This is a genomic window from Cryobacterium sp. Y62 (assembly GCF_002929785.1).
Classification (GTDB): domain Bacteria; phylum Actinomycetota; class Actinomycetes; order Actinomycetales; family Microbacteriaceae; genus Cryobacterium.
Genome location: NZ_PJJK01000115.1, coordinates 101844 through 123758 on the forward strand (window position 1 = coordinate 101844; position 21915 = coordinate 123758).

The following is a 21915-nucleotide window of genomic DNA, read 5'->3' on the forward strand; positions in this document are numbered from 1 at the left end:
GCCTCATGCGTTGCTCAGGGCATTCCGGTGCTGATCACCGATCCGGGAACTGTGTCTCAGATTGGGGTGCTGCTGAACGATCGAGGGGCGGCGGGGCAGCCGCGAAGCGGCGACCGCGGCTCCCGATCGTCAGCGGCCCCAAGTGGGAACAATCCTCTGCGGGTCCATCTCCCGGCGACCTCCTCCAGCCCCCGGCAAGATGGTGGCGAAATCCAGAACAGCGGCGACGATCGCGGCCTGCCGGGTTAGGTTCAGCGAGTCCCACGTAACGCGGACTGCTTCGCCATTGCCGACAATTCCTGTCAGCGTAGAGGTTCCAGTTAACTGCGCGATCTGCCGCTCGTAATTGAAGATTCGGGGTTGGATCAGCTCGCGAGCGATCTTCCACTCGGCGCTCGAGATGACCTTGTCAGCCCAGAGCCCGGTCAGTTCCTTCATCTGCGCTTGATCGGCTTGCAGATCGGCGGCGAGGGCGGCGTGACGTTCATCGGCAATCGCCCGCCCGTGCATAGTGTCGGCCATCTCCGGGCTGTCGATGCGCATGAGTACGGCCTCCATGAGCCATTCCTCCACGGGCGCGGCCACGATCGTCAACTTGCCGCAGCCTCCGTGGTCGGGACCGGACATGTACACGTAACGGCGGGTATTTTCGCGGGCGGCGCTGAACAGCTTGTTTCCGCACTTCCCGCAGCGCAGCATTCCAGACAACAGGTACCGACGCGGTGCGCGGCGACCCGTGACCGCCTTGCGGGCGAACATCGCCACCAACTGCTCATGTGTCGCCACGGAAATGATCGCTGGCCACACAGCGGTGGCGACGACGACGCCGTTGTGCGAGCGCAGCCCCGCAATTCGGGGGTTGGTGAGTGTTTGGCGGAGTGTGCCTGTCCGCCACGCCATACCAGCCACAGACAGCACACCGTTCTCCTGCAACCAGCTCGTGAGAGACATCAGCGAGTCACCGGCAAGATACCTGTCTGCGAGGATACGCAGTACGACGGCTTCGGATTCAATCACAGTCATCTGGTCGCGCTCGTATCCGAACGGGCGAAGGTTCCCGCCGTTGGGCTTGCCTGCCTCCGCGGTTTCTCTGGCTTTGCGCTTGAGTCGTTCCGACTTGCGACCCGATTCCTTCGCAGCCACGGCGGCGAGAATCCGCGCCATGAACATGCCGTCGTCATTGCCCAGATTGATGTCGGCCGTGACGGTGGCGAACTGCTGCACGTTCGCGGACTCGCAAATCTGCACGAACTCTTCCAGTTCGATCGGGCGGCGGGTCAACCGGTCGGTGTTGTAGACGATCACCGCGTCACGCTGCCCTGCGGCAATGTCCTCAAGCATCCGCTCGTAGGAGGGCCGACGCTTACCCTTGTAGGCAGAGATGTCGTTGTCCACGTACTCTTCGGCTACCGTCCAACCTCGGTCTGCGGCGAGTTTGCGGCAGTCCGCGAGCTGACGCTCGACGCCCAATCCTTCGCCGGAGACATCGCGGGAGATGCGGGCGTAAATCGCTGCGTGAGCGCTCGTGTTCATGAGGTCATATTAGCAATTGATCCCTAACGGGGTCCTATTGTGTTGGTACCACCACCACATGATCGACATCAGCGGCTGGAAAATCCGCATGATCCACGGCCGACCCCAACTACTCGGCCCCGTCCTGTGGGACCCGTCTCAGACCTGGCGACCAGCCCAAACCCACCGGGCCAATACGCCCAGCCCGGAACCCCCTTGGCGCACGTGAGCCGAATAGGTTGATTTTCATGGAAAGACCAAGCACCCCGCAGTCAAGTCGCCCTAGCGTTGCGAGCATGGATTCCCCCGACGCCAACCATGCCTTCCTCCGAATAGATCTAGACCCCAGGTCACAGACGCCCGAACGTTGGAGGCCGCCGTGGTCGCGGACGTAGAGTCGCGCACCTATTCCGATCCGATGGACGTCGAGGACGAACTGGAATTTGTGCGAACTGGACCGGAGAGTGCGCTCACGGTCCTTTTCGACGTTTCGGGTCCCATCAACGCTACTCCTGGCATTGAGCTCACCTCATCAACGGTCGGCGCCTTCACTCCCGAGCACTTTCGGAGGTTGCATGAACGGGTGGATTTGTCGACTGGAGCGTCGGATCAATCCAGCTTCATAGGCCAGCTGATCAAGGACTCGGCCAAGGCGCGAGGTCTGTTCGAGCTTTTCGGCGCCCCGGAGAGCGAGGACGAGTTCGACGTTGAGCAGTCCGTGGTGCTCAGCACACTGCCTCGTCGATTTGCGCAACACTACGACTGGAGATTTGATCAAAAATTCCTCGTTGCGGCCGTCGATGTCACGGCTGGCATTTCGACAGACTTGGGGCTCCGGCTTCGGTAGCGCATGAGTTGGCGCTCCGCTGCCTACTGGACCAAGCGGAAATCTTGTCGGAGGCCTACGAGGTTGAACTCGGGGAATCGTGGCGGTCGCGCCTCGAAGGCCTTCTCTTCGAGGATCTCGATCATGAGTTTCTTTTTGATGAGTCACTCGACGGAATCGAAGATGACCCTGAACTCGGTCCTCCGGGCATGTGCCCGATGTCCTTCGAGAACTGGTTCATCCCGTTTGACGTCGCATACCCGACGTCACCGTATCCGCGCGATTAGTTCCAGATGCTGGGGGCGGGAGAGCGCGTGGGCGGAACCGCCGCGGTGGCTGCCCACTCCAGCAGCCAGTCGGGCACCGTCACGTTGTCGGGAGCGACCCCGATCGCCGCCAGCAGCTCATCGATCGTGACGACTCCACCGGTGCGCTTGAGAAAGCGACCGCGGATGTAGCCGTGAGCATAGATTTCGAGAGTGCCGTCGGCATCCGGTCGCACGAAGCGCTGCTCGACGTACACGGCTTTCTCATCGAACCCGATGATGCGCGACTCAACCGTGAACTTTTGGCCGAGCTTGAGCGACTTGCGAAAACTGATCGTCTCCGACACGACGACGGGATACCAGCCGCGCTCCTTGAAGATGGCCCAGACGCCGGTACGGTGCAGCATGTCGAAGCGGGCCACATCCATGATCGACAGGTAGACGCCGTTGTTCATGTGCCGCAAAATATCCTGGTCCGTCGGGAGCGTCACGAAGTTGGTGCGCGCCACGTCGAAGTGACCGAGCCGGGGGCCGAACTGCGACAGCAAGGCATGGAGGAGGGTTCTGAAGAACATATGCACGATCACGATGCTAGCGACGCCGCGGCTGCGGCGAGCAATCCGTTGTGGGTGAGCGCCAGCAGCCATCCCCCCCCCAGACCGGCTTGCCTGCACGATATGCTCAAACATGGTTTCCCTGCCCACCCTCCTGACCTTCGCCCTCGCGTCGATCGCGCTCATCGTCATTCCTGGCCCGACCGTGCTGTTCGTGATCGGGCGCTCGCTCGCGCTCGGACGCCTCGGCGGCTTTCTCAGCGTTCTCGGCAACGCTCTCGGACTGGTTCCGGTAATCATCGCGGTGTCGCTCGGACTCGGCGCGATCGTGACCCAGTCCGTGCTGCTCTTCACGATCGTGAAGTTCGCCGGTGCCGCATACGTCATCTATCTCGGCGTGCAGGCTATTCGAAACCGACATAAGGCGGCCAGGATGAGCGAGGCCCGCGTGGCGCGTAAAACCAAGTGGCGCCTCGTGCGCGAGGGGTTCGTGGTGGGGTTGAGCAATCCGAAGTCACTCGTATTCTTTATCGCGGTACTGCCGCAGTTCGTCAACTACCGGGCTGGCGATGTGCCGCTGCAGCTCGCAGTGCTTGGGCTGGCGTTCGTGGTGCTTGCTCTGCTCGGTGACAGCACCTGGGCCCTCGCGGCCGGCACGGCGCGGGTCTGGTTCGCGAAATCACCGAAGCGCGTCGAGAACCTGTCCTCTGCCGGCGGCGTGATGATGATCGGCCTCGGCGGGGTGCTCGCCGCGACCGGCGCACGGTCCTAAACCGCGGCCACAGCACGCGGTGCGACCGCACGCACGAAGGCGCCGAGGCGGCGGTAGACCTCCTGTGACTCTGGGTGCGAATCATCCTGCTGCCAGGTGTGCTTGGTGTTGACGCTGCGCCGACTATAAATGAGGGTGTCGACCCAGATCTTGCGCGCGCGCAGCGCCTCGATGAAGTTGAGGTTAGCGCGGTAGAAATAGTCGCGCTCGGACGTCGTGACGAACACCGGTGGAAAGCCCCGGTCCAGCCATTCGATTGGCGACATGAACCGTGCGGCGGTGCGCAGGTGCAGCCCTCGTCCTCGCTCGGGCAGCAGCATCCGCACAAAGTTGAGGCTCAACACGAAACCGCGGTCGAACAGCACCGAAAAGTCTGCAATGCTGCACCAGACCGCGCAGATGGCGGGCGGCGATCCGGGGACGAATGCCGTAATGCGCGGCGAGTTCGGGCGCATAGGCGGCGGCCGTGATCAGCGCGGCGATGTGACCACCGGCAGAGTCGCCGCCGAGCACGATGCGCGTCGGATCGCCGCCGTAGGCCGCGACGTTGCGGGCGACCCAGTCGAGCACCGCGTTGCCGTCCTGCATCATATGGCCCAGCTGAAACCGGGTCGCCATGCGATAGTTGGCGTTGATGACGATCATGCCCTCGGCGGCCTGGCTCGCACAGTACTTGGTCAGCGGATCCTTGTCGCCCGAGGTCCAGCCGCCGCCGTGAAAATACACGTAGACCGGCAGAGGCTGTGCAATGACGTCCGTGCGCTTGGGCACGATGACGTCGAGCCGGTGAATCTTCTGCCCGTCGCCGATGTAATCAATATCGAGGTCATACTCCACGGAGTTGATCGGGTGCAGGTTGAACTTGTGCACCGGCGTCGCTCGACGCAGCATGAGGGCACGCCACGCCCAGACCGGCAGCCGACGGATGCCTGTCTCCCGATGCGCAGACCGGTCAACGGTCACCCCGTCGGCGTGCAGACGAATGCCGTGCAGCCAGGCCGGTGCCGAGCGGCCAGGGCGGGCACTGCCCACCGAAGTCGAGGTGTGTGCTGCGGGGCAGTGGGACGAACAATGTCGAACACAGAACTTATATGACTCACTAATTGAGGTTATGTCGACTCCCTCGAATCCCCGCCGGGAGTTTCCCCATTTGGGGGTAACTCCCTGTTTCAGATCACTCAGGCAGCGGATGCCCCGCCCGCGACCCCGGTCGCCTCCAGCACCGCACGCGCGAGTGTATGAAAGTGCAGGTTGAAACCGAGAACGGCTGGCGTTGACTGGGCATCGAGGTTCAGCAACGGCACGTCGACGGCGTGCACGATGAATTGGTAGCGATGGGTACCCGTTCCCGGTGGCGGACCGGCACCGGAGAACGAGGTCAGTCGCTGTTCGTTGGGCAGCACGAGCGAGCCAGCCGGAAGGGCGTGAACTCCGGCAGAAAGCTCGGTCACGGTTACCGGAAGATTCGCGACGGCCCAGTGCCAAAATCCGGAGCCGGTCGGAGCATCGGGGTCGTACACGGTCAGGGCGAAACTCTCGGTCTCTGGCGGGAAACCGGTCCAAGACAGCTGGGGGGAAACATCCGCTCCCCCGGCGCCGGCGCCGTACTGAGCCGCCCGCAGCGGGCCGCCGTCGGTCATATCGGTGCTGGTCAGAACGAACTGGGGCACCGCGCCGAAGCGGGCGAGCGGATCCTGGGTCACAGCTGGTCTCCTTGATACGGTGGCTCTGTTGCAGTACAGACAGTGCGGCTAGCCTACGCGCGCTCTTCTAAAATGGGCTTATGGCCATTGCGAAGATTCTTCTCTATTACATCTTCACGCCCCTGGCCGATCCCGATGCGGTGCGGCTCTGGCAGCGCGACCTGTGCGCCGGGCTCGGCCTGCGCGGGCGCATCCTGGTCTCCAAAGACGGCCTGAACGGCACGGTCGGCGGCGATCTGCCCGCGATCAAGAAGTACATTCGCAAAACCCGCGACTACCCCGCATTCAAAAACATCGACTTCAAGTTCAGCGAGGGCACCGGCCTCGACCAGAACGGCCAGAGCCTCGACTTTCCCAGGCTCGTGGTCAAGGTGCGCGACGAAATCGTGAGCTTCGGCGCCCCCGGCGAGCTGCGCGTCGACGCCGGCGGGGTCGTCGGCGGCGGCACCAAGCTGCAGCCGGCCGAGCTCAACGCGCTCGTCGCCGAGCGCGGCGACGACGTCGTCTTCTTCGATGGTCGCAATCGCTTCGAGGCCGAGATCGGTCATTTTCGCGATGCGGTCGTGCCGGATGTGGCCAACACCCGCGAGTTCGTGGCCGAGCTCGACAGCGGCAAGTACGACCACCTCAAGGGCAAGCCAGTCGTGACCTACTGCACCGGCGGTATCCGTTGTGAGGTGTTGAGCGGCCTCATGAAATCGCGCGGATTCGGCGAGGTATATCAGCTTGACGGCGGCATCGTGCGCTACGGCGAGGCTTTCGGCAACGATGGGTTGTGGTCGGGTTCGCTCTATGTCTTCGATCAGCGGATGTCCATCGACTTCGCTCCGGAGACTGCCGTACTGGGTAGTTGTCAGGTCTGCGCGGCACCGACCACAAACATGCTCAACTGTCGCGATGCCTCCTGCCGGGAGCAGCTGGTGGTCTGTACCCACTGCGTCACCCTAGCTGCGCCGACCTGCGCAGAGCACGCCCTCACCAAATAAACCCCGGTCGGCAGCCTAAAACGACCAAGCGGGCAATAGGCTGGGAGCACTATATCTTGAAGCAGCACAGAGGGGAGTCGGATGCCAACCGGCGCGCTCATCGAGTTCACGAACATCAGCAAACGCTTTGGCGGTGTCACCGCGGTCAACGATCTGTCCTTCACGGTCAAACCCGGCCGGGTCACCGGTTTTCTCGGGCCGAACGGCGCGGGAAAGACCACTTCCCTGCGTATTCTGCTCGGGCTGGTCGCCGCGAGTAGCGGAACGGCCACCTTCGGCGGCGTGCGCTATCGCGACCTGCCGCATCCGCTTCAAACGGTCGGCGCAGCCCTCGAAGCGGCGACTTTTCACCCGGGCCGCAGCGCCCGCGACCACCTCGGCGTCTACGCGATCGCCGCCGGACTGCCGCGTACCCGGGTGCTGGAGGTGCTCACCCAGGTGGGCCTTGCCGCCCATGCCGCGCAGCGCGTCGGCGGCTACTCGCTCGGCATGCGCCAGCGCCTCGGCCTGGCCTATGCCCTGCTCGGCGACCCGGGTGTGCTTGTGCTGGACGAGCCGATCAACGGGCTGGACCCCGAGGGCATCCGCTGGATACGAGGGTTTCTCCGCGACATGGCCGCCGAAGGACGCACCGTTTTGGTTAGTTCGCACTTGCTTTCCGAGGTGCAGCAGAGCGTCGACGACGTCGTGATCATCGCCCGCGGCGAGCTGATTCACCTCGGCCCGCTCTCCAGCCTCGACACGGATGCCGCCGCCCAGACGATCGTGGATTCACCCAACCGCGACGCCCTAGCCGCCGCCCTGACGACGGCCGGCATCTCCTTCTCGATCGGCCGTACCGGTCTGCTCGCCGCAACGAGCGACCCGGCGCTTCTCGGCCACCTCGCCTTCGAAGCCGGGGTCGAACTCAGCGTGCTGCATCGGCAGAAAGCCGGCCTGGAAGACTCGTTTCTCACCCTCGTCGGTGGAGGCCACTCACTATGACTTCGTTCCTGCGTTCCATTGCCGCCGAGTTCGCCAAGATTTTCACCACCCGCCTGTGGTGGATTCTCGCCCTCGTGCTGTTTGGATACATCGGCCTGCTGGCCGGCGGCCTCGCGGTGTTGTTTTCCGGGCTTCAGACCGGTGTGATCAGCCCCGATACGGTGAATACCGGCGGCGGCGAGCTGAGCGGTTTCGGGAGCCTCCCACCCATCATCTATAGCTTCGCCTCCTCGATCGGTTATGTCTTTCCGGTGCTGATCGGTGCCCTCGCGACCACCGGCGAGTTTCGCCACCAGACGCTGACCCCGACGTTTCTAGCGACACCGCGCCGCGGGGTCGTGCTCGGCGCCAAGACGGTCACACTCCTCCTGGTCGGCGCGGCATTCGGACTCATCGCGCTGGCGGCATCCGTTGGCATCGGCGGCGGCATCATGAGCGCTTTCGGTGTGGATGCGCTGCTCCTCGATCCGGAAACCTGGTTGCTGGTTGCTCGTTCGGTGCTCGCCATGGCCCTGTGGGCGGCGATCGGCGTCGGCCTCGGCGTGCTCGTGCCGAGCCAGGTCGCCTCGATCGTGATCGTGCTCGCCTTCACTCAGTTCGTCGAACCGTTGCTGCGGCTCGCGGCCTCTTTTCTAGAGGTCACCGCGAAGATCGGCAACTTTCTGCCCGGTGCCGCCTCCGATGCCCTCGTCGGCGCGAGCATCTTCAACCTCATGACCCCGGCCGGCGCCGCGCCCCTGGACTGGTGGCAGGGCGGCCTCGTGCTGCTCGGCTACGCGATCGTGGCCACAGTCATCGGGTACGCGGTGAGCTGGAGGAAGGACGTGACCTAGGAGCGTGAGTCAGTAGTAGCAAAGCTTAAAACGCTGGAGGATTTCCCGGGCCTGGGGTTGGGGCTGGTGCCGGTGTGAATAAGAGGTTTCGAACGTTCGAGCCGGCGCCTGTGATGTTGGTACCGCCATCATTGGCAGAGTGGCTGCCACAAAACCACCTCTCTCGGGTCATCGACGTCGGCGTTAACCCCTGGATCAGCAAGATCCTGTCTCTTCGTACTGATCGATGAGTTGCACTTTCTTCTGTGATGCCGAATTCTCATCAAATCGATAGGTGAGCCATTCTCGAACGAGGCGTCGAGCAAGTTCGATACCAATCACCCGCTGTCCCATGGTCAGCACCTGTGCGTTGTTACTCAGTACAAGGCGCTCGACCGAAAAACTGTCGTGGGCAGACGCTGCACGAATGCCAACGACCTTGTTCGCTGCAATTGCTACGCCGATTCCAGTTCCACAGAACAGCAGAGCGCGGTCAGCTTCACCACGTGCAACAATCTCTGCTGCCGCAACTGCAACCGTGGGGTACCCGGTGTGGCCATCATCATCGACGCCGACGTCAATCAGCGAACTCACTAGATTATTGGCCGAAAGGTCCATTTTGAGGACCTCTTTGTACTGATGTCCGGCGTCATCGCTGCCGATCACGATTCGTAATGGTTTTAGCGTCATCCCTGGATCTCTTTTCTCTGTACAGTACCGATACGAGCGGTTAGGACACCTGGTTGGCAAGCGTTTGACTGAACTCCCATGCCTCGTCAAGGATCAACGCGAAGGCGTCGGGGTCATGGCCAAATCGGCCCAAGAAGAGTCCATCTACCCCGTCGCCGAGGCGGGTTAGGAGGCCGGGACCCGCGCTTCCCCCGTAAATCACCCGACTTCCCACCAGGCTCGCATCCGCGGTGAGGTAGCCACGAATGCGGCCAACGACGTCACGTATATATTCGGGATGAGCGGATTCGGCCGCACCGATAGCCCATATGGGCTCGTACGCGATAACGACCGGCCCGACTGCACCTGCCTCACGACTCTTTTCAAGTGAAGCGTCGAGCTGTCGGATGCACTCGAGGGACGCCGCGTCGGCGTTCACCAAGGAATCTTCACCGATGCAAAGAACGGGGATGAGTCCGTTGCGAAATGTGGCATACGTCTTAGCCGACACGATCGCATCCGTCTCGCCCAGGACACGGCGTCGCTCGGCGTGCCCAAGTTCTATGTAGGTACATCCAATTTCACGCAACTGCGGGGCCCCCACCTCTCCGGTGTATGCGCCCGAGTCCTCCCAGAACACGTCTTGGGCACCCCATTTGATATCGGAACCGACCAGGATATCCCGACTCGGAACGATCGCCGGGTGGCTGGGTAAGAGAAAAACCTCTGCCAGACCAGAGCGAACCGCTGGGTGGTTTTGGCAGGCGTCGCGCACGCCGCGCACCCAGTCCAAAGTCGACTGATGGCCCATATACATTTTGAGGCTGGAGCCCAGAATGAACGGGGCTTGAGGAATTTTGGCGCTCATCGATCCGATACCAATATTGTCGAAGGTCGGGACTCTTCCTCGTCAATGGATGCCGGTGGCGATGGTTTCTCGGGAGGCTGCCGCAGCCGCCAGTGACGCACGTAGTGATTGAGCACCATCACGAGCAAGAGAATGGCACCCCAGACAAAGTTCTTGGCGTAGGGGGAGAACATGAGCGCGTTGAACGCTGTCGACAACAGCTGCAGCAGAACGAGTCCGACCGCGAGGCTGATAATGCGTCCTTTGCCACCGAACGGGTTGAATCCTGCCAACACGACGACGAGGATGGCTTGAAGCAGATAGGAATCGCCCACGCCGACGCGCATCGAGTTCGCACGTGAGGTCATAATGATTCCTGCGATTCCCACGAGAATCCCGATAAGCGCGTAACTCATCAGAATAACTCGTTCACTTCTTACCCCTGAGAACCGCAGCGCAACCTCATTCTCGCCGAAGAGGTAGATGCGGCGGCCCAACCGGGTCCGGCCCAAGACAAACGCGACGATGAGGAACGCGGCGACCATCATGATGAAGATAATCGGAATGTTGCCGACTGCCGAGGTACTGAGTTGCGCGAAGGAGGGCACCAGGACAGGAACGCTCTGGCCGGTCGTGATGGCCATTCCAATCCCCGCGAAGAGAATCATCGTGCTGAGCGTTGCAAGGATCGGCGGCACAGAGATCTTCGCGATGAGGAAGCCGTTAAGAAGGCCGCATAGCAGTCCTGTAACGAGAGCGGCAACGATCCCGAGAGCAAATAAAATTCCTGAGTTTTCATCTGTCACGGGGATTATCTGGCCAGACATAACGAGAGCTGCCATTATGCCGGCAAGGCTCGCAGCGGCGGCCACAGACAGGTCGATTCCCCCGGTAAGCATAGCGATCGCCATGGCGAGCGCTAAGAAGCCAAACTCGCTGACTTGCACCGACATCGATTGCAGACCCGTGGGTGAGAAGAGCCGTTGGCCGAGCGTGATGTAGAGCACGAGGATGACGCAGGCTGTCATAAAGACGAGCACGGCGAGTTCCTTGTCGCGGAGGACCAGGTTTCGTAGTGAGCGCATCGGGTTCCTATCCAATACTAATTCGACGAGAAGACAAGGGACCGCTTGTTCAGCTGTCGCTGGCGGTAGTACATGACGCCGAGGCTAACCATGAGCACGCTTCCAAAGAAGAGGTTGTTCCACGACGCGCCCAATCCGAGGAAGACCAGGGTGGACTGGAAGAGCTGCACGATGATGATGCCAAGAACGGCGCCCAAGATCGTGCCCTCCCCGCCAGTGAGTTTCGCACCACCGATCACGACTGCAGCGATGATCATCAATTCGGTTCCGATGAGTGAAACAGGATTGATGTAGGAGAGACCACTGAAATAGATGATGCCCATCAGCCCCGACAGAAACCCGGAGTAGCAATAGACGAAGAGTTTGGTTCGGAGGAGGCTGATACCGATACGCGATGCCGACTCTTGATTGCTTCCAATGGCGAATACCGTACGACCCAACATGGTTCGGTAGAGCAAAAACCAGGTAAGCACGATGCAAGCGAGCACGATCAGAAAAAAGACCGAAAGTGAGTATTGCGAGCGTTCCGCACTGATCGTCAGGAGGCTCGTCGAGCCGAAGTCGAGCATCGACTGCGGAACATCGATCGCCGTATAGGTCTTCGTGCCGAGGACTATTGCCATGAGCCCATGAAAAGCGCTGGCCGTGCCGAGGGTAACAATCAGCGTTGGCAGCCGGAAGAAATGGATGAGAAGCGCGTTGATCGAGCCGAGCGCCGCCCCGATGACTACGGCAACGAGGATGACGAACAATAGGTTGTCGAATCCAAGTACTTTCATGAGCCGTACTGAGGTGTATCCCGACACGATTGCAATCGCTGTGAACGACACATCGATGCCACCAGAGATGAGAACCACTAGCACCCCTAGAGCGAGGATCATGATTCCCGACCCGTTTCTGATCATGTCAAAAAGTGTCTCGAGGCTGAAAAACTGTGGGTTTTTCACGGCTACGATCACGATGTAGACCAAGATGATCGCGAGGAGATACTTCTCCATGGAAGTCATCGGCCGATCGAATGCGCGCCGGAAGAGGGATCGTCGTTGCATGGGCTGTTACCTCTCACCCGCGGCCTGGTGAACCCGATATTCGGGATCGTTGATGATTTGGACGAGTTCGTCCTTGAAGTTGTCGGCTCGCACCTGTGACTCGTCGAATCTCTCGAGGATCTCGCCGTCGTGCATGACGACGATTCGATTGCAGTTCGCCACAATTTCTTCTGGCTCGTCGGAGATAAAAATTACACCCACGCCGCTCTCGGCGAGGCGATGAATCTTGTCGTAAATTTCCGATTTCGAGCCAATGTCGATGCCGACGGTAGGGCTGTCAAGGATGAAGATTTGAGGTTCGCGGGCGATCCACTTTCCAAGTACAACTTTCTGCTGATTGCCACCCGATAAATTGGCCACGGCGAGCGAAGTGTCCTTGTTGTTGACGCCCATCTCGTTGACCACTCGTGTCGCTAGAGCCTTCTCCGTCTTGTGATTGAGGATCTTCATTGGAGTCAGGATGCGGTCAAGCATCGTGACCGAGATGTTTGCTTCGACAGACTGTGTCGCGAAGAGGCCTTGGCTTCCCCGCTCCTCGGGCAGAAGGGCTATGCCGTGTTTCATAGCGTCCCACGGGGCTTTGAGGATAACCGGCTTGCCGTTGACCTTGATCTCGCCACCGTCCGGCTTGTTCAACCCGAAGAGTGTCAGTGCAATTTCTGTGCGGCCTGAGCCGAGCAGTCCCGTGAGGCCTACGATATCGCCCGGGCGCACAGCAAGGTCGATGCCCGAATAATTGCCTTTGCGGCTGAGGTTACTGATTTCCAGCAGTGGTTCCGACTCGGGGCGAGTGCGATGGTATCTCGTGTACGTCACGTCGCGACCTGTCATATGACGACTCAGGCTGAGCTCGTCGAGCTCGTTCGCTTGAAAATCACCGACCTTTCGACCGTCGCGGAAAATGGTGATGCTGTCAGCGATCTTGAATACTTCGTCGAGCTTGTGACTGATGAAAACGATCGACAGGCCCCGCGCCTTGAGCTCGAGGATTATTGACAGCAACCGAGTGACCTCTCGCCCGGTGAGCGCGGTGGTTGGCTCATCCATAAAGAGGAGACGCGCCTCCATGCTGAGCGCCCGACAGATGGCGACAATTTGCTTGTTTGCGACTGAGAGCGTTGATACGGGAACGTCTAAGTCGAGTTCGACGCCGACACGTTCTAATTGTTGGCGAGCGATGTCACGCATCGCCCTGCTCCGCACGAACTTAGAGCCGTCGTGCATCATTCGATTGACAGCAATGTTCTCGGCCACACTCAAATGACCAAAGAGTGAAAGGTCCTGGTAAATCACCTGCACGCCTGCAGCGATGGCACTTCGCGGGGTCAAACTACCTACAGTCTCGTCCCCGATCGTAATTTCACCGGCATCGGGCGTGTAGACGCCGGAGATGATCTTCGTGAAGGTTGACTTTCCGCAGCCGTTCTCGCCGGCGAGGCAGAGAATCTCTCCCTCGCCGATTGTGAAATCCACGCCGCGCAACGCCTTGACGCCGCCGAACGAAATAGAGATGTTTGAGGCTGTGAGTAGGGGCTTACCGATCATAATCGACCGTCCTAATACTGTCGCGAAATGCGAGATTGGGAAGAGAAATAGGTTGCGGGGAGAGCCAGAAGACAGCCCTCCCCGCACGCGTGTGCCGTCTGGCTAGAAGGCGTATGGAGCTGCCGGGTCGCCTTTGCGAAGCTCCATCGTGGCGTTGCCCAGAATGAGCTGGCCGTCGACGGTGACGCTGTTGTAGCCGTCGTAGCCAAGGTCGTCACCGGTTGCCACCGTCTCGCCGTTGAGCATGGCGAGCGCGACCGCGTTGAGGGCGTAACCCCAGCCAGCCGGGTCCCAGGTCTGGGCGTAGCTCATCCAGCCGGCTTCGAGATCCGGCCCGGCAACAGACGGCAAGCTCAGGCTTACGTTGGCGATGTCTGTAATGTTCTTCTCCTTGAGCACGGACGCCATGCCGGAGCCGCCAGACGGCGTCGTTGCGAGGAACCCCCTCAAATTGGGATACGCGTTTACTATCTCCTGGGCAGACGCACGCGACTTGGCGTCATCGTTGTCGTTCTCGTAGGGCTGTTCCGCCACAAGGTGCATGTCGGGGAAGTTCGTCTTGAGGTAAGCGACCGCCGAGTTGAACCAAGTCATGTGGGATTCGCTTGTCAATGAGCCAACGCTGCCGACATAGTCCCCCTCGCCCCCCATCGCTTCTGCCAGTCCCTTCGCGTATCCCTCACCGAAGGCCACATTGTCGAATGCTTCGATGTCGAAGTCAATGGAGTCGGTGCCGACGAGTGCGGCCGCCTCCGTCGTGCCGACAATGATTCCCTGGTCACGGGCCTTCTTCAGGGTGGGCGCGATTCCCAGCGGGTCGTTGGGCACAACGATGATGGCGTCGACCCCTTGTGCGATGAGGTCTTCGACGATGGCAACCTGCTTGGCAGAATCCCCCGTGTCTGGTCCCGTTTGCCACGCCTCAACGGTGGCAGAGTTGTCGTCATTGAACATGGTGACACCCTCGCTCATTCGCTGGAACCAGGTGATGCCCTCGACTTTAGAGACGGTCGCGATGCGGAACGCGCCCTCCGAGTTGCCAGCGGCGGGCTTGGCTGAGTCCCCTCCCACGTCGCCGACGCTGCTGCAGCCGGCTGCCATAGCGACGGTAGCGAACGCGACCACCATTCCCGTGATTAGCCTACGCGTAGTGATCATTCGAGTTCTCCTTTGAACTGTGAGTGTGGCCGTAGTCGACCGTTGAGGCCTCTTGAGTGCCTGAAATAACGTTATGCATGCACGCGATCAGCCAAAATTGGGACTTTCCCTATGGAGCGGTAGGGAACTCCCTACGTACTGACTCACGCCCGCTTCCTGCCTTAATTAAATACAGCACGCCCCGATATGCCATTCGGGGCGTGCTGGAATATGGATATCTGATGCGCGGCGAGTTCCCCTGGTTAAGTGAGGATCAGAAGCGGATTCTCAATGAGCGCTTTAAACCGTTGCAGCCACCGCGCAGCGAGCACGCCATCGACCGGGCGATGGTCGACTGAGATCGTCACCGTGAGGGTGCTGCCTACTGTGAGTTCCCCGTCAACGACCACGGGCTGTTGAATCACCGCACCGACCGCTAAAATTCCGGCTTGTGGCGGATTGATGATGGCCGAGAAACTCTCTACGCCAAACATTCCCAGGTTTGTAACGGTGAAGGAGCCACCTTCAAGTTCATTCTGCTTCAATCTGCCCTCATTGGCACGCACTGCGAAGTCACGTACTTGATTGGAAATCTCGGTCAGACTAAGTTTTTCCGCCGATCGAATAACAGGGGTCACTAGCCCCTTTTCACTTCCGATTGCCACGGAGATATCGACCGAGTCGTACCGCCGGACGGCATCGTCCATCCAGATCACGTTCATCTCGGGGACCTCAGCCAGCGCCTTGGCGACCGCTTTCACGACGAAATCGTTGATGGATACGCGAACCATGGCATCCGCGTTGAGCTGATGCCGCAGCGTAAGCAGCGCGTCTACCCGGCAGGTCGCATTGAGGTAGAAATGCGGGGCATCACGCTTGCTCTGCGTCAAGAAGCGGGCAACCGCCCGGCGCATCCCGCTATGCGGAATATCGGTATATCCCGCGCCGAGCGCTTCGACTCGGGCCGGAGCCTTCTGGGACGGCGCCGCGGGTGTCAGCGGTGTCGTGATAACTGCTGCGTCAGGCGCTATGACTCGCTCAGCCAGGGCACTGATAGCACGGTGAACGTCATCTCGTACAATGCGCTGGCCAGGCCCTGTGCCCTCGATATCGGCAACATCGACGTTGTTCTCCCGAGCGATCCTGCGCGCGAGGGGCGAGGCGAAGATGCGGTCGTGGGTGACCGACTTCGGCACGGTCGCAACCGACACAGCCCGATCAATCGGAGCGTCCGGAAGCGGGTCCAGTGCTGCCGACACCGTGGCTCCTGGGCCTCCTGGCACGGACAATCCGAGTGCAACGAAAACTGACGCGTCGTCAGCGACGATTTCACCGACTGCGATGAGCACGGCGATCGGCGCGCCGACGGCAACAGAAGTACCGGGCTCGGCGAGGGTCCGCCACAGGACGGCGTTCTGGTCCGCCTCGATTTCAACGTTCGCTTTCTCGGTCTCCACTGTGGCCAACGCGTCGCCAGGGTGGAACTCTCCACTCTCCTGGATCAACCATTCGAGGAGGACGGCCTCTTCGGCATCCGCCGAAATGCCGGGCATGCGCAAGAGCGAAGCCATCTACTTCACGCCCTTACGTGCACCAAAAAGCTCGGTCAACAAGGCGATAACCGTGTCAGTGTCAGCGATCGCAGCTTTTTCGAGCACCTTACTGATACTCGGTGACGATTCAGCGCCGGTCACTCGGGCAATGGGGGAGTCCAGCCAGTCGAAGAATCGGCGCTGGATCTCATCACTCAGCCACGCACCGTAGGACGTCCCGTGCGACCCCTGCTCGACCAGAAGCACATTATTTGTCTTGCGTATGCTCTCGCCGATCGTGTCCCAGTCGATGCTGGCCGCGTCAAGCCACCGCAGGTCAATGACCTCCGCATCGATACCGGTAGCCTCAACCGCATCGAGCGACTGCTGCACCATAGCTAGGTACGTGATGATCGTGACGGCCTTGCCTTCGCGCCGAACCGCGGCCGAGCCAATCGGGATATAGAAGTCTAGGTCCGTCTCCGGCACGTCGAATGACGTCTTGTAGAGGTCGGAGTCGTGCTCAAGCACAGCGACCGGGTCATTGCAACGAAGTGAGCTGTTCATCATACCGATGTAGTCCAAGGCCGTCGAAGGCGCGGCAATTCGCCAGCCCACTGACGTGTTCATTATTCCCGCCGGATCCATCGAATGCTGCGAGCCGTAGCCGGTACGCGTTCCAATTTTGATCCGCATCACGAGTGGCATGTCGTGCTTACCGCCAAACATATGTCTGGCCTTGCCGATTTGGTTGAAGATCTGGTCCGCTGCAACCCAGATAAAGTCGGCGTACATCAGCTCGACCACGGGGCGGTAGCGCCCGTCGAGGGCCATGCCACCGGCAAGACCGGTAAACCCGGCCTCGCTGATCGGCGTGCCGAGCACCCGGTCAGGGAACGCATCTTTCAGCCCCTTGGTCGCACCTCGCGGCCCTCCGGACATTTTGTGCACGTCCTCGCCCATAACGACGATCGAGTCGTCCTTCTCCATCCGACGACCCATAACCGCAGCCACAACGTCGACGAACTTCTTCGTGACTGTTTTGCCAGCGAAGTCCTTCGCTTCCTTAAAATCGACCCCGGTAAACTCGCTCAGGTCGCCGCGGATTCCGGTGTCAATCAGGCTTGCATCGGGCCAGAGCTCTGGACGAAAACGTTGCGTTCCCTGACCGGCAGGATCTGCCTCAAGCAAGTTATTCGAGACGTCCGCCATGATTTTCTTGGCTTTTGCACGAAGCTCGGTGATTTCGTCCTCAGACAGCAAATTTCTCCGCAAAAGATGAGACTCGACCATCCGCAAGGGGTCACGTTCACGCCACTCGGTCTCTTCGGCTTTCTCCCGGTAGCCGAAAGCGCTGCCGGGGAACGGACCGTTTTGGTGAAAGTACCTGTAGACATTGGCTTCGATCATGGTCGGGCCTTTACCGGCGCGCATGTGCTGAAGCGCCTCACCCATAGCGAGATGCACGGCCAAGGGATCCATTCCGTCAACGCGCCAACTCGCTATGTTGAACCCAAGCGCGCGGGCCGACAGCCGGGGCTCGCCGGTGGCCTCTTCGACAGTCGTCGACACGGCGTAACGGTTGTTTTCCACAAAGAAGCAGACCGGCAGTTTCCAGGCAGAGGCCAGGTTGAGCGACTCCAACACTGAGCCGATGTTCATGGCGCCGTCGCCGAAATAGCTCACCGAGACGGCATCGGTCTTCGCGTGCTTGCTCGACCAAGCAAATCCAGCGGCGAAGGGAACCGCGCCACCGACGATCGCATTGGTGCCCATCGCTCCCGCCTCGATCCACTGCAGGTGCATGGAACCGCCTCGACCACCGCAGTACCCATCTGCCAATCCGCAGATCTCGGCAAGGCCACGTCGCAACACAGTGCGTACGTCGTCAGAGAATTCTGCGGTGGGATCGAAGCCAGTGGGCGAGACAAAGCCCAACGCCTTAGCGAGGAACTGGTGATGGCCGCGGTGCGAACCATTGATCTGGTCGGCGGCCGTCAACCCTATGATCGAACCGACCGCGCCGCCCTCCTGACCGATGCTGGAGTGCGCTGGACCATTTATCAGCTTCTGCCCGGCGAGAACGAGCACGGTCTCCTCGAACGCCCTAACCAAGTGCATCTGAGTGAGCATGCTCTTCAGCAGTGCAGGGTCGGCCGCATCCCAATCTTTCTGCGTGGCCCGGAGTTCGACCCAGGGGGACGCTGGCTGAAGGTTCTTAGTACTGGGCATCGATTCCTCGTTTACTCTCGGCGCTGCATAGTGAAGAAAGGTGGTGATTCGCAGTTCACGCGCAGGATGGGGACTCTGCGAAACTCGGCGACCTGATCGGTGCCGTTGCACCAACGCTATAGGCGGGCGTGAGCGACAGAAATTAGGACTTCCCCCTATCTCTGACGGTAGGGAAGCCCCTACGTCATCGACTTCACCGCTATCCGAACAGAGTTAAGGCCTCGTCGTAACGGCTCTGCGGAACGGTCTTGAGCTGGCCGATCGCCTCGCTGAGGTCAACCCGAACGATCTCGGTAGAGCGGACGGCCACCATCTGGCCCCAGTCTTCGTCGTGCGCTGCGTCGACTGCAGCCATGCCCAGTCTGGTAGCTAATACTCGATCGGAAGCGCTCGGTACACCACCGCGCTGGATGTGACCGAGAGTGGTGGAGCGGGTCTCGATTCCGGTGCGCTCTTCGATGGTGGGGGCGAGAAATTCGCCGATTCCACCGAGACGGGGCCGAGAGAAGGCGTCGAGTCCGCGTGCGGAATGCGCGCGCGTCATGCCTTCGGGCACGAATCCCTCCGCCACCACGATCAGGGGAGGACGGCCACGCTGGAATGGCTTGCCAACCCAATCGCAGATCTCGTCGATCGTCGCGTTTTGTTCGGGAATTAGGATGGCGTGTGCGCTGGTCGCCATCCCCGCGTGAAGGGCGATCCAGCCGACGTGCCTGCCCATGACTTCGGCGATCATGCAACGATGATGCGACTCTCCCGTAGTCTTCAATCGGTCGATCGCTTCGGTAGCGATCTCAACGGCCGTATCGAAGCCAAAAGTGTAGTCCGTTGCTGAAATATCATTGTCCACGGTCTTGGGCACTCCGATAATGCGCACGCCCTCATCGCTCAGCATTTTGGCCACCGCCAAGGTGCCTTCACCACCGATCACGATAAGTGCGTCGAGTCGCATTGAACGCAAGCTAGCCACAACCTTTTGGACGGTGCCTCCATCGTCGAACGGCGAGGTACGAGAGGTACCAAGAATGGTGCCGCCAAGCTTCGCGATGCCACGCACGCTTTTCCAGTCGAGTTCGATGGCGTTCTGCTCGACCACTCCCCTCCATCCATCGAGGAGCCCGAGGAATTCATCTTTGTGCCCCCGAATACCGCGCAAGACACAGGCGCGGATCACCGCGTTGAGTCCGGGACAATCCCCGCCACTGGTCAGAATTCCTATGCGCGCCATCAGTCGTTACCCACTACTCTCTTGATACCGTCGTGGTCGCGACCTTCTGCGGCGGCGACCACGTCAGGTAACCACGTAGCTGAGGTTGTAACCATGAGGAGTTCCCCGACCCAGCGATGAGGGTAAACCAGCACAACAATCAATGGTCTAATGTGAAAATAACGTAACGCTCGTTCTCCCGGCACCGAGGCCGTGAGGGATGTTCATCGTCCTCAACGCGTACGTCGGTCGGATGGAACAGCAAAGATGCAGAGCAAACTAGACGTGGACTCGGCTACCTTCGATAGCCTCCAGCAGCAGCTCGACACCGTGACCGAGCTAGCACGCGACCTCGCTGGACGTTTCGAACTCTCCCCGCTTCTCGAGCGCATCCTGCGCCACGCCACGATACTCCTAGGATGCGATTCGGGGTCAATCTCGCTCGTAGATGAAAAACTCGGAACTTACACGAAAAAGGCTGACGTTGGCGTCGGCTGCCAGGAGGGCCAGACATTCCCGCTCTCTGAAGGTTTCACGGGTGAAGTCGTGCGTAAACGAGGCACCATAATATTGGACGAATACTCGCAAGTACGCGCCGGACACATCTCCGCCGATGACCCGCGATGGCACTGCTCGGTTATCGGCGTGCCTATTCTCTGGGACGACGAGGTGATTGGCAGCTGCATAATCTTCAGCGCGAGCCCTGGTCGCGTGTTCACCGGGGCAGATGCACGCCTGGCCGAGCTGTTCGCCAATCATGCCGCGATCGCGCTGGCTAATTCCCGCCTCCATAGCCGAGCTTCCGAGCGCGAACGTGAGGCTGCAATCGCGGAAGAACGCGAGAGATCCGTGCGTGATGTGCATGAGACGGTTGGCCGTTCCCTGGCATCACTCCTTCTCAGCCTTGATGAGGCCGAAGAGGACATTAGAGACGACAAACCGGCCAAGCAGCACATTGGCACCGCACGCGCCATCGCACTGGATGCGCTGGCCGAGACACGGCGTACAGCGCTCGGTCTGGGTCCAACTTCCCTCGCCGGGCGCACTTTGGCAGAGGCAGTCGGGACGGAGCTGACTTGGGTCGAGTCAATGAGCGCTGCAGCGACAGCCCTCGTCGTTGTGGGCACCCCGCGCGAACTCCCGCCCGAGATCGCGCACCAGGCGTTCAAAATCGTCCAAGAAGCACTGAGTAATGTCGTCACGCACGCTAGGGCAAGTACCGTTCGAGTCGGTCTTATCTACAGAACACACGAGGTCTCTGTCCTGATCGAAGATAACGGCCGTGGCTTCGATTTGCAAGCTGCCCACGGTGACCATTCTTCTCTTCCCTCAGGCTGCCTCGGATTGCATGGGATGGCTTCACGGGTTAGCCACTTGGGTGGAGAGCTGAACATCGAGACCACTCCCGGTTGGGGTACAAAGGTTCGGGCAACAATTCCGGATGTCGGGCCAGGGCCCGGCGGCGCGGTCCAGCCGCGTTGGAAAGTACTGATCGCCAATGACCAGCCAATTGTCAGTGCCGGCCTCGTGCGGCTATTACACCTCAATGAGCCCGCCATCAATGTAACCGCCGAGGTCAACACACTCGCCCAACTACTCGACGCCTACGAGCTTTTACGTCCCGACGTACTCTTGGTCGATCTTCAAATGCTCCAGAGCGACCTTTCCGGCACGATAGGCAAGGTCCGCGCACTTGACCCCGAGGTCGCCATCGTCGTGCTGACAGACAATCCAACAGCAGACCAAATGCGCTTCGCGACCCAAGCAGGTGTGCGGGGGTATATTAAGCGCGGGTCAAATGTCGACGCTATCGTGCGCATCATCGTGGCCGCAGCTCAGGGCGATGCATTGATTGACGGCACCATGCTTGAGCACCTCAGGGAAACTTCGCGCGCCGGACTCGGCGGGACAGACACTCCCACTGCTCGTGAACGAGAAGTGCGCGAAATGGTTACCCAGGGGCTGCCCGACAAGCAAATCGCGACCCTACTCGAGATATCCGTCAAGACCGTCGAGAAGCACGTCGGATCTCTGCTGCGAAAGACTGGAGCTCGCAATCGAACGATGTTGGTGAGCATGAACGGCTCGGCGATGCAGAACTCCGGCTACCCCGCCCTATAGAGGATTCCCCTACTCCGCACGGAGGGGGAACTCCTAATAGCCCCCGACTGGCTACCTCTCTTAGTGTGAGGGCAGT

21 protein-coding genes are annotated in these 21915 nt (G+C 60.4%); 7 read left to right on the forward strand and 14 right to left on the reverse strand.

What is annotated here, in order from left to right:
* Positions 1–129: 129 nt before the first annotated feature.
* Positions 130–1533, reverse strand: a complete 1404-nt coding sequence (locus CXY71_RS14655) for a recombinase family protein (protein WP_104136813.1) — start codon at positions 1531–1533, stop codon at positions 130–132.
* A gap of 358 nt (positions 1534–1891) precedes the next feature.
* On the opposite strand from CXY71_RS14655, the gene CXY71_RS14660 reads away from it, so the two are divergent.
* Both CXY71_RS14660 and CXY71_RS14665 read left to right on the forward strand, forming a co-directional pair.
* Positions 1892–2359 (forward strand): hypothetical protein, encoded by a 468-nt coding sequence (locus tag CXY71_RS14660; protein ID WP_104136816.1) that lies wholly within the window; start codon positions 1892–1894, stop codon positions 2357–2359.
* Between the two features lie 44 nt (positions 2360–2403).
* Positions 2404–2625 carry a hypothetical protein gene (locus CXY71_RS14665; protein ID WP_146071684.1) on the forward strand — a complete coding sequence of 74 codons (222 nt, stop codon included), beginning with the start codon at positions 2404–2406 and terminating at the stop codon, positions 2623–2625.
* Here CXY71_RS14665 and CXY71_RS14670 read toward each other — a convergent pair.
* The gene (locus tag CXY71_RS14670; protein ID WP_233204653.1) at positions 2622–3179 is read right to left on the reverse strand and encodes a thioesterase family protein; all 558 of its coding nucleotides are present in this window, start codon (positions 3177–3179) and stop codon (positions 2622–2624) included. The genes CXY71_RS14665 and CXY71_RS14670 overlap by 4 nt on opposite strands.
* Before the next feature lie 112 nt (positions 3180–3291).
* Between CXY71_RS14670 and CXY71_RS14675 the strand changes: the two genes are divergently transcribed.
* Entirely contained in the window at positions 3292–3930 is a 639-nt protein-coding gene (locus CXY71_RS14675) for a LysE family translocator (protein WP_104136822.1), read from the forward strand.
* On the opposite strand, the gene CXY71_RS22135 is transcribed toward CXY71_RS14675, so the two are convergent.
* The 3 genes from CXY71_RS22135 to CXY71_RS14685 all read right to left on the reverse strand — a co-directional run bounded on the left by CXY71_RS22135 (position 3927) and on the right by CXY71_RS14685 (position 5633).
* The gene (locus tag CXY71_RS22135; RefSeq protein ID WP_233204654.1) at positions 3927–4157 is read right to left on the reverse strand and encodes a hypothetical protein; all 231 of its coding nucleotides are present in this window, start codon (positions 4155–4157) and stop codon (positions 3927–3929) included. The genes CXY71_RS14675 and CXY71_RS22135 overlap by 4 nt on opposite strands.
* A complete protein-coding gene (locus tag CXY71_RS14680) occupies positions 4114–4962 on the reverse strand; it encodes an alpha/beta hydrolase (RefSeq protein ID WP_233204655.1) in 849 nt (282 codons plus the stop codon). Before CXY71_RS14680 ends, CXY71_RS22135 begins: the two co-directional genes overlap by 44 nt.
* Before the next feature lie 146 nt (positions 4963–5108).
* Complete coding sequence (locus CXY71_RS14685; protein ID WP_233204656.1) at positions 5109–5633, reverse strand: YbhB/YbcL family Raf kinase inhibitor-like protein; 525 nt, start codon at positions 5631–5633, stop codon at positions 5109–5111.
* A gap of 80 nt (positions 5634–5713) precedes the next feature.
* Here CXY71_RS14685 and CXY71_RS14690 point away from each other — a divergent pair, with 80 nt between their 5' ends.
* The 3 genes from CXY71_RS14690 (at position 5714) to CXY71_RS14700 (ending at position 8436) form a co-directional block, all read left to right on the forward strand.
* On the forward strand, positions 5714–6619 hold the full coding sequence (locus CXY71_RS14690; protein ID WP_104136825.1) for a rhodanese-related sulfurtransferase: 906 nt from the start codon (positions 5714–5716) through the stop codon (positions 6617–6619).
* Between the two features lie 81 nt (positions 6620–6700).
* The gene (locus tag CXY71_RS14695) at positions 6701–7603 is read left to right on the forward strand and encodes an ATP-binding cassette domain-containing protein (RefSeq protein ID WP_104136827.1); all 903 of its coding nucleotides are present in this window, start codon (positions 6701–6703) and stop codon (positions 7601–7603) included.
* Entirely contained in the window at positions 7600–8436 is an 837-nt protein-coding gene (locus CXY71_RS14700) for an ABC transporter permease (protein ID WP_104136830.1), read from the forward strand. The genes CXY71_RS14695 and CXY71_RS14700 overlap by 4 nt, the downstream gene beginning before the upstream one ends.
* 195 nt (positions 8437–8631) lie before the next feature.
* On the opposite strand, the gene CXY71_RS14705 is transcribed toward CXY71_RS14700, so the two are convergent.
* From CXY71_RS14705 to CXY71_RS14745, 9 genes are all read right to left on the reverse strand, one after another.
* Positions 8632–9105 carry a ribose-5-phosphate isomerase gene (locus tag CXY71_RS14705; protein WP_104136832.1) on the reverse strand — a complete coding sequence of 158 codons (474 nt, stop codon included), beginning with the start codon at positions 9103–9105 and terminating at the stop codon, positions 8632–8634.
* 40 nt (positions 9106–9145) lie between these two features.
* Positions 9146–9952, reverse strand: coding sequence for a triose-phosphate isomerase family protein (locus CXY71_RS14710; RefSeq protein ID WP_104136835.1), 807 nt, complete (start codon positions 9950–9952; stop codon positions 9146–9148).
* Positions 9949–11016, reverse strand: a complete 1068-nt coding sequence (locus tag CXY71_RS14715; RefSeq protein ID WP_104136838.1) for an ABC transporter permease — start codon at positions 11014–11016, stop codon at positions 9949–9951. Before CXY71_RS14715 ends, CXY71_RS14710 begins: the two co-directional genes overlap by 4 nt.
* 17 nt (positions 11017–11033) lie before the next feature.
* Entirely contained in the window at positions 11034–12023 is a 990-nt protein-coding gene (locus CXY71_RS14720; protein ID WP_199184321.1) for an ABC transporter permease, read from the reverse strand.
* 48 nt (positions 12024–12071) lie between these two features.
* The gene (locus tag CXY71_RS14725) at positions 12072–13610 is read right to left on the reverse strand and encodes a sugar ABC transporter ATP-binding protein (protein ID WP_199184322.1); all 1539 of its coding nucleotides are present in this window, start codon (positions 13608–13610) and stop codon (positions 12072–12074) included.
* 102 nt (positions 13611–13712) lie between these two features.
* Positions 13713–14768, reverse strand: coding sequence for a substrate-binding domain-containing protein (locus tag CXY71_RS14730; RefSeq protein WP_104136843.1), 1056 nt, complete (start codon positions 14766–14768; stop codon positions 13713–13715).
* Positions 14769–15010: 242 nt separating this feature from the next.
* Entirely contained in the window at positions 15011–16318 is a 1308-nt protein-coding gene (locus CXY71_RS14735; protein ID WP_104136845.1) for a dihydrolipoamide acetyltransferase family protein, read from the reverse strand.
* Positions 16319–18511, reverse strand: a complete 2193-nt coding sequence (locus CXY71_RS14740; RefSeq protein ID WP_104136848.1) for a thiamine pyrophosphate-dependent enzyme — start codon at positions 18509–18511, stop codon at positions 16319–16321. It abuts the gene before it with no gap.
* Positions 18512–18710: 199 nt separating this feature from the next.
* The gene (locus tag CXY71_RS14745; protein ID WP_104136851.1) at positions 18711–19739 is read right to left on the reverse strand and encodes a 6-phosphofructokinase; all 1029 of its coding nucleotides are present in this window, start codon (positions 19737–19739) and stop codon (positions 18711–18713) included.
* 246 nt (positions 19740–19985) lie between these two features.
* Here CXY71_RS14745 and CXY71_RS14750 point away from each other — a divergent pair, with 246 nt between their 5' ends.
* Positions 19986–21839: a GAF domain-containing protein gene (locus tag CXY71_RS14750; RefSeq protein WP_104136854.1), complete on the forward strand. Its 1854-nt coding sequence runs from the start codon at positions 19986–19988 to the stop codon at positions 21837–21839.
* Positions 21840–21915 lie beyond the last annotated feature (76 nt).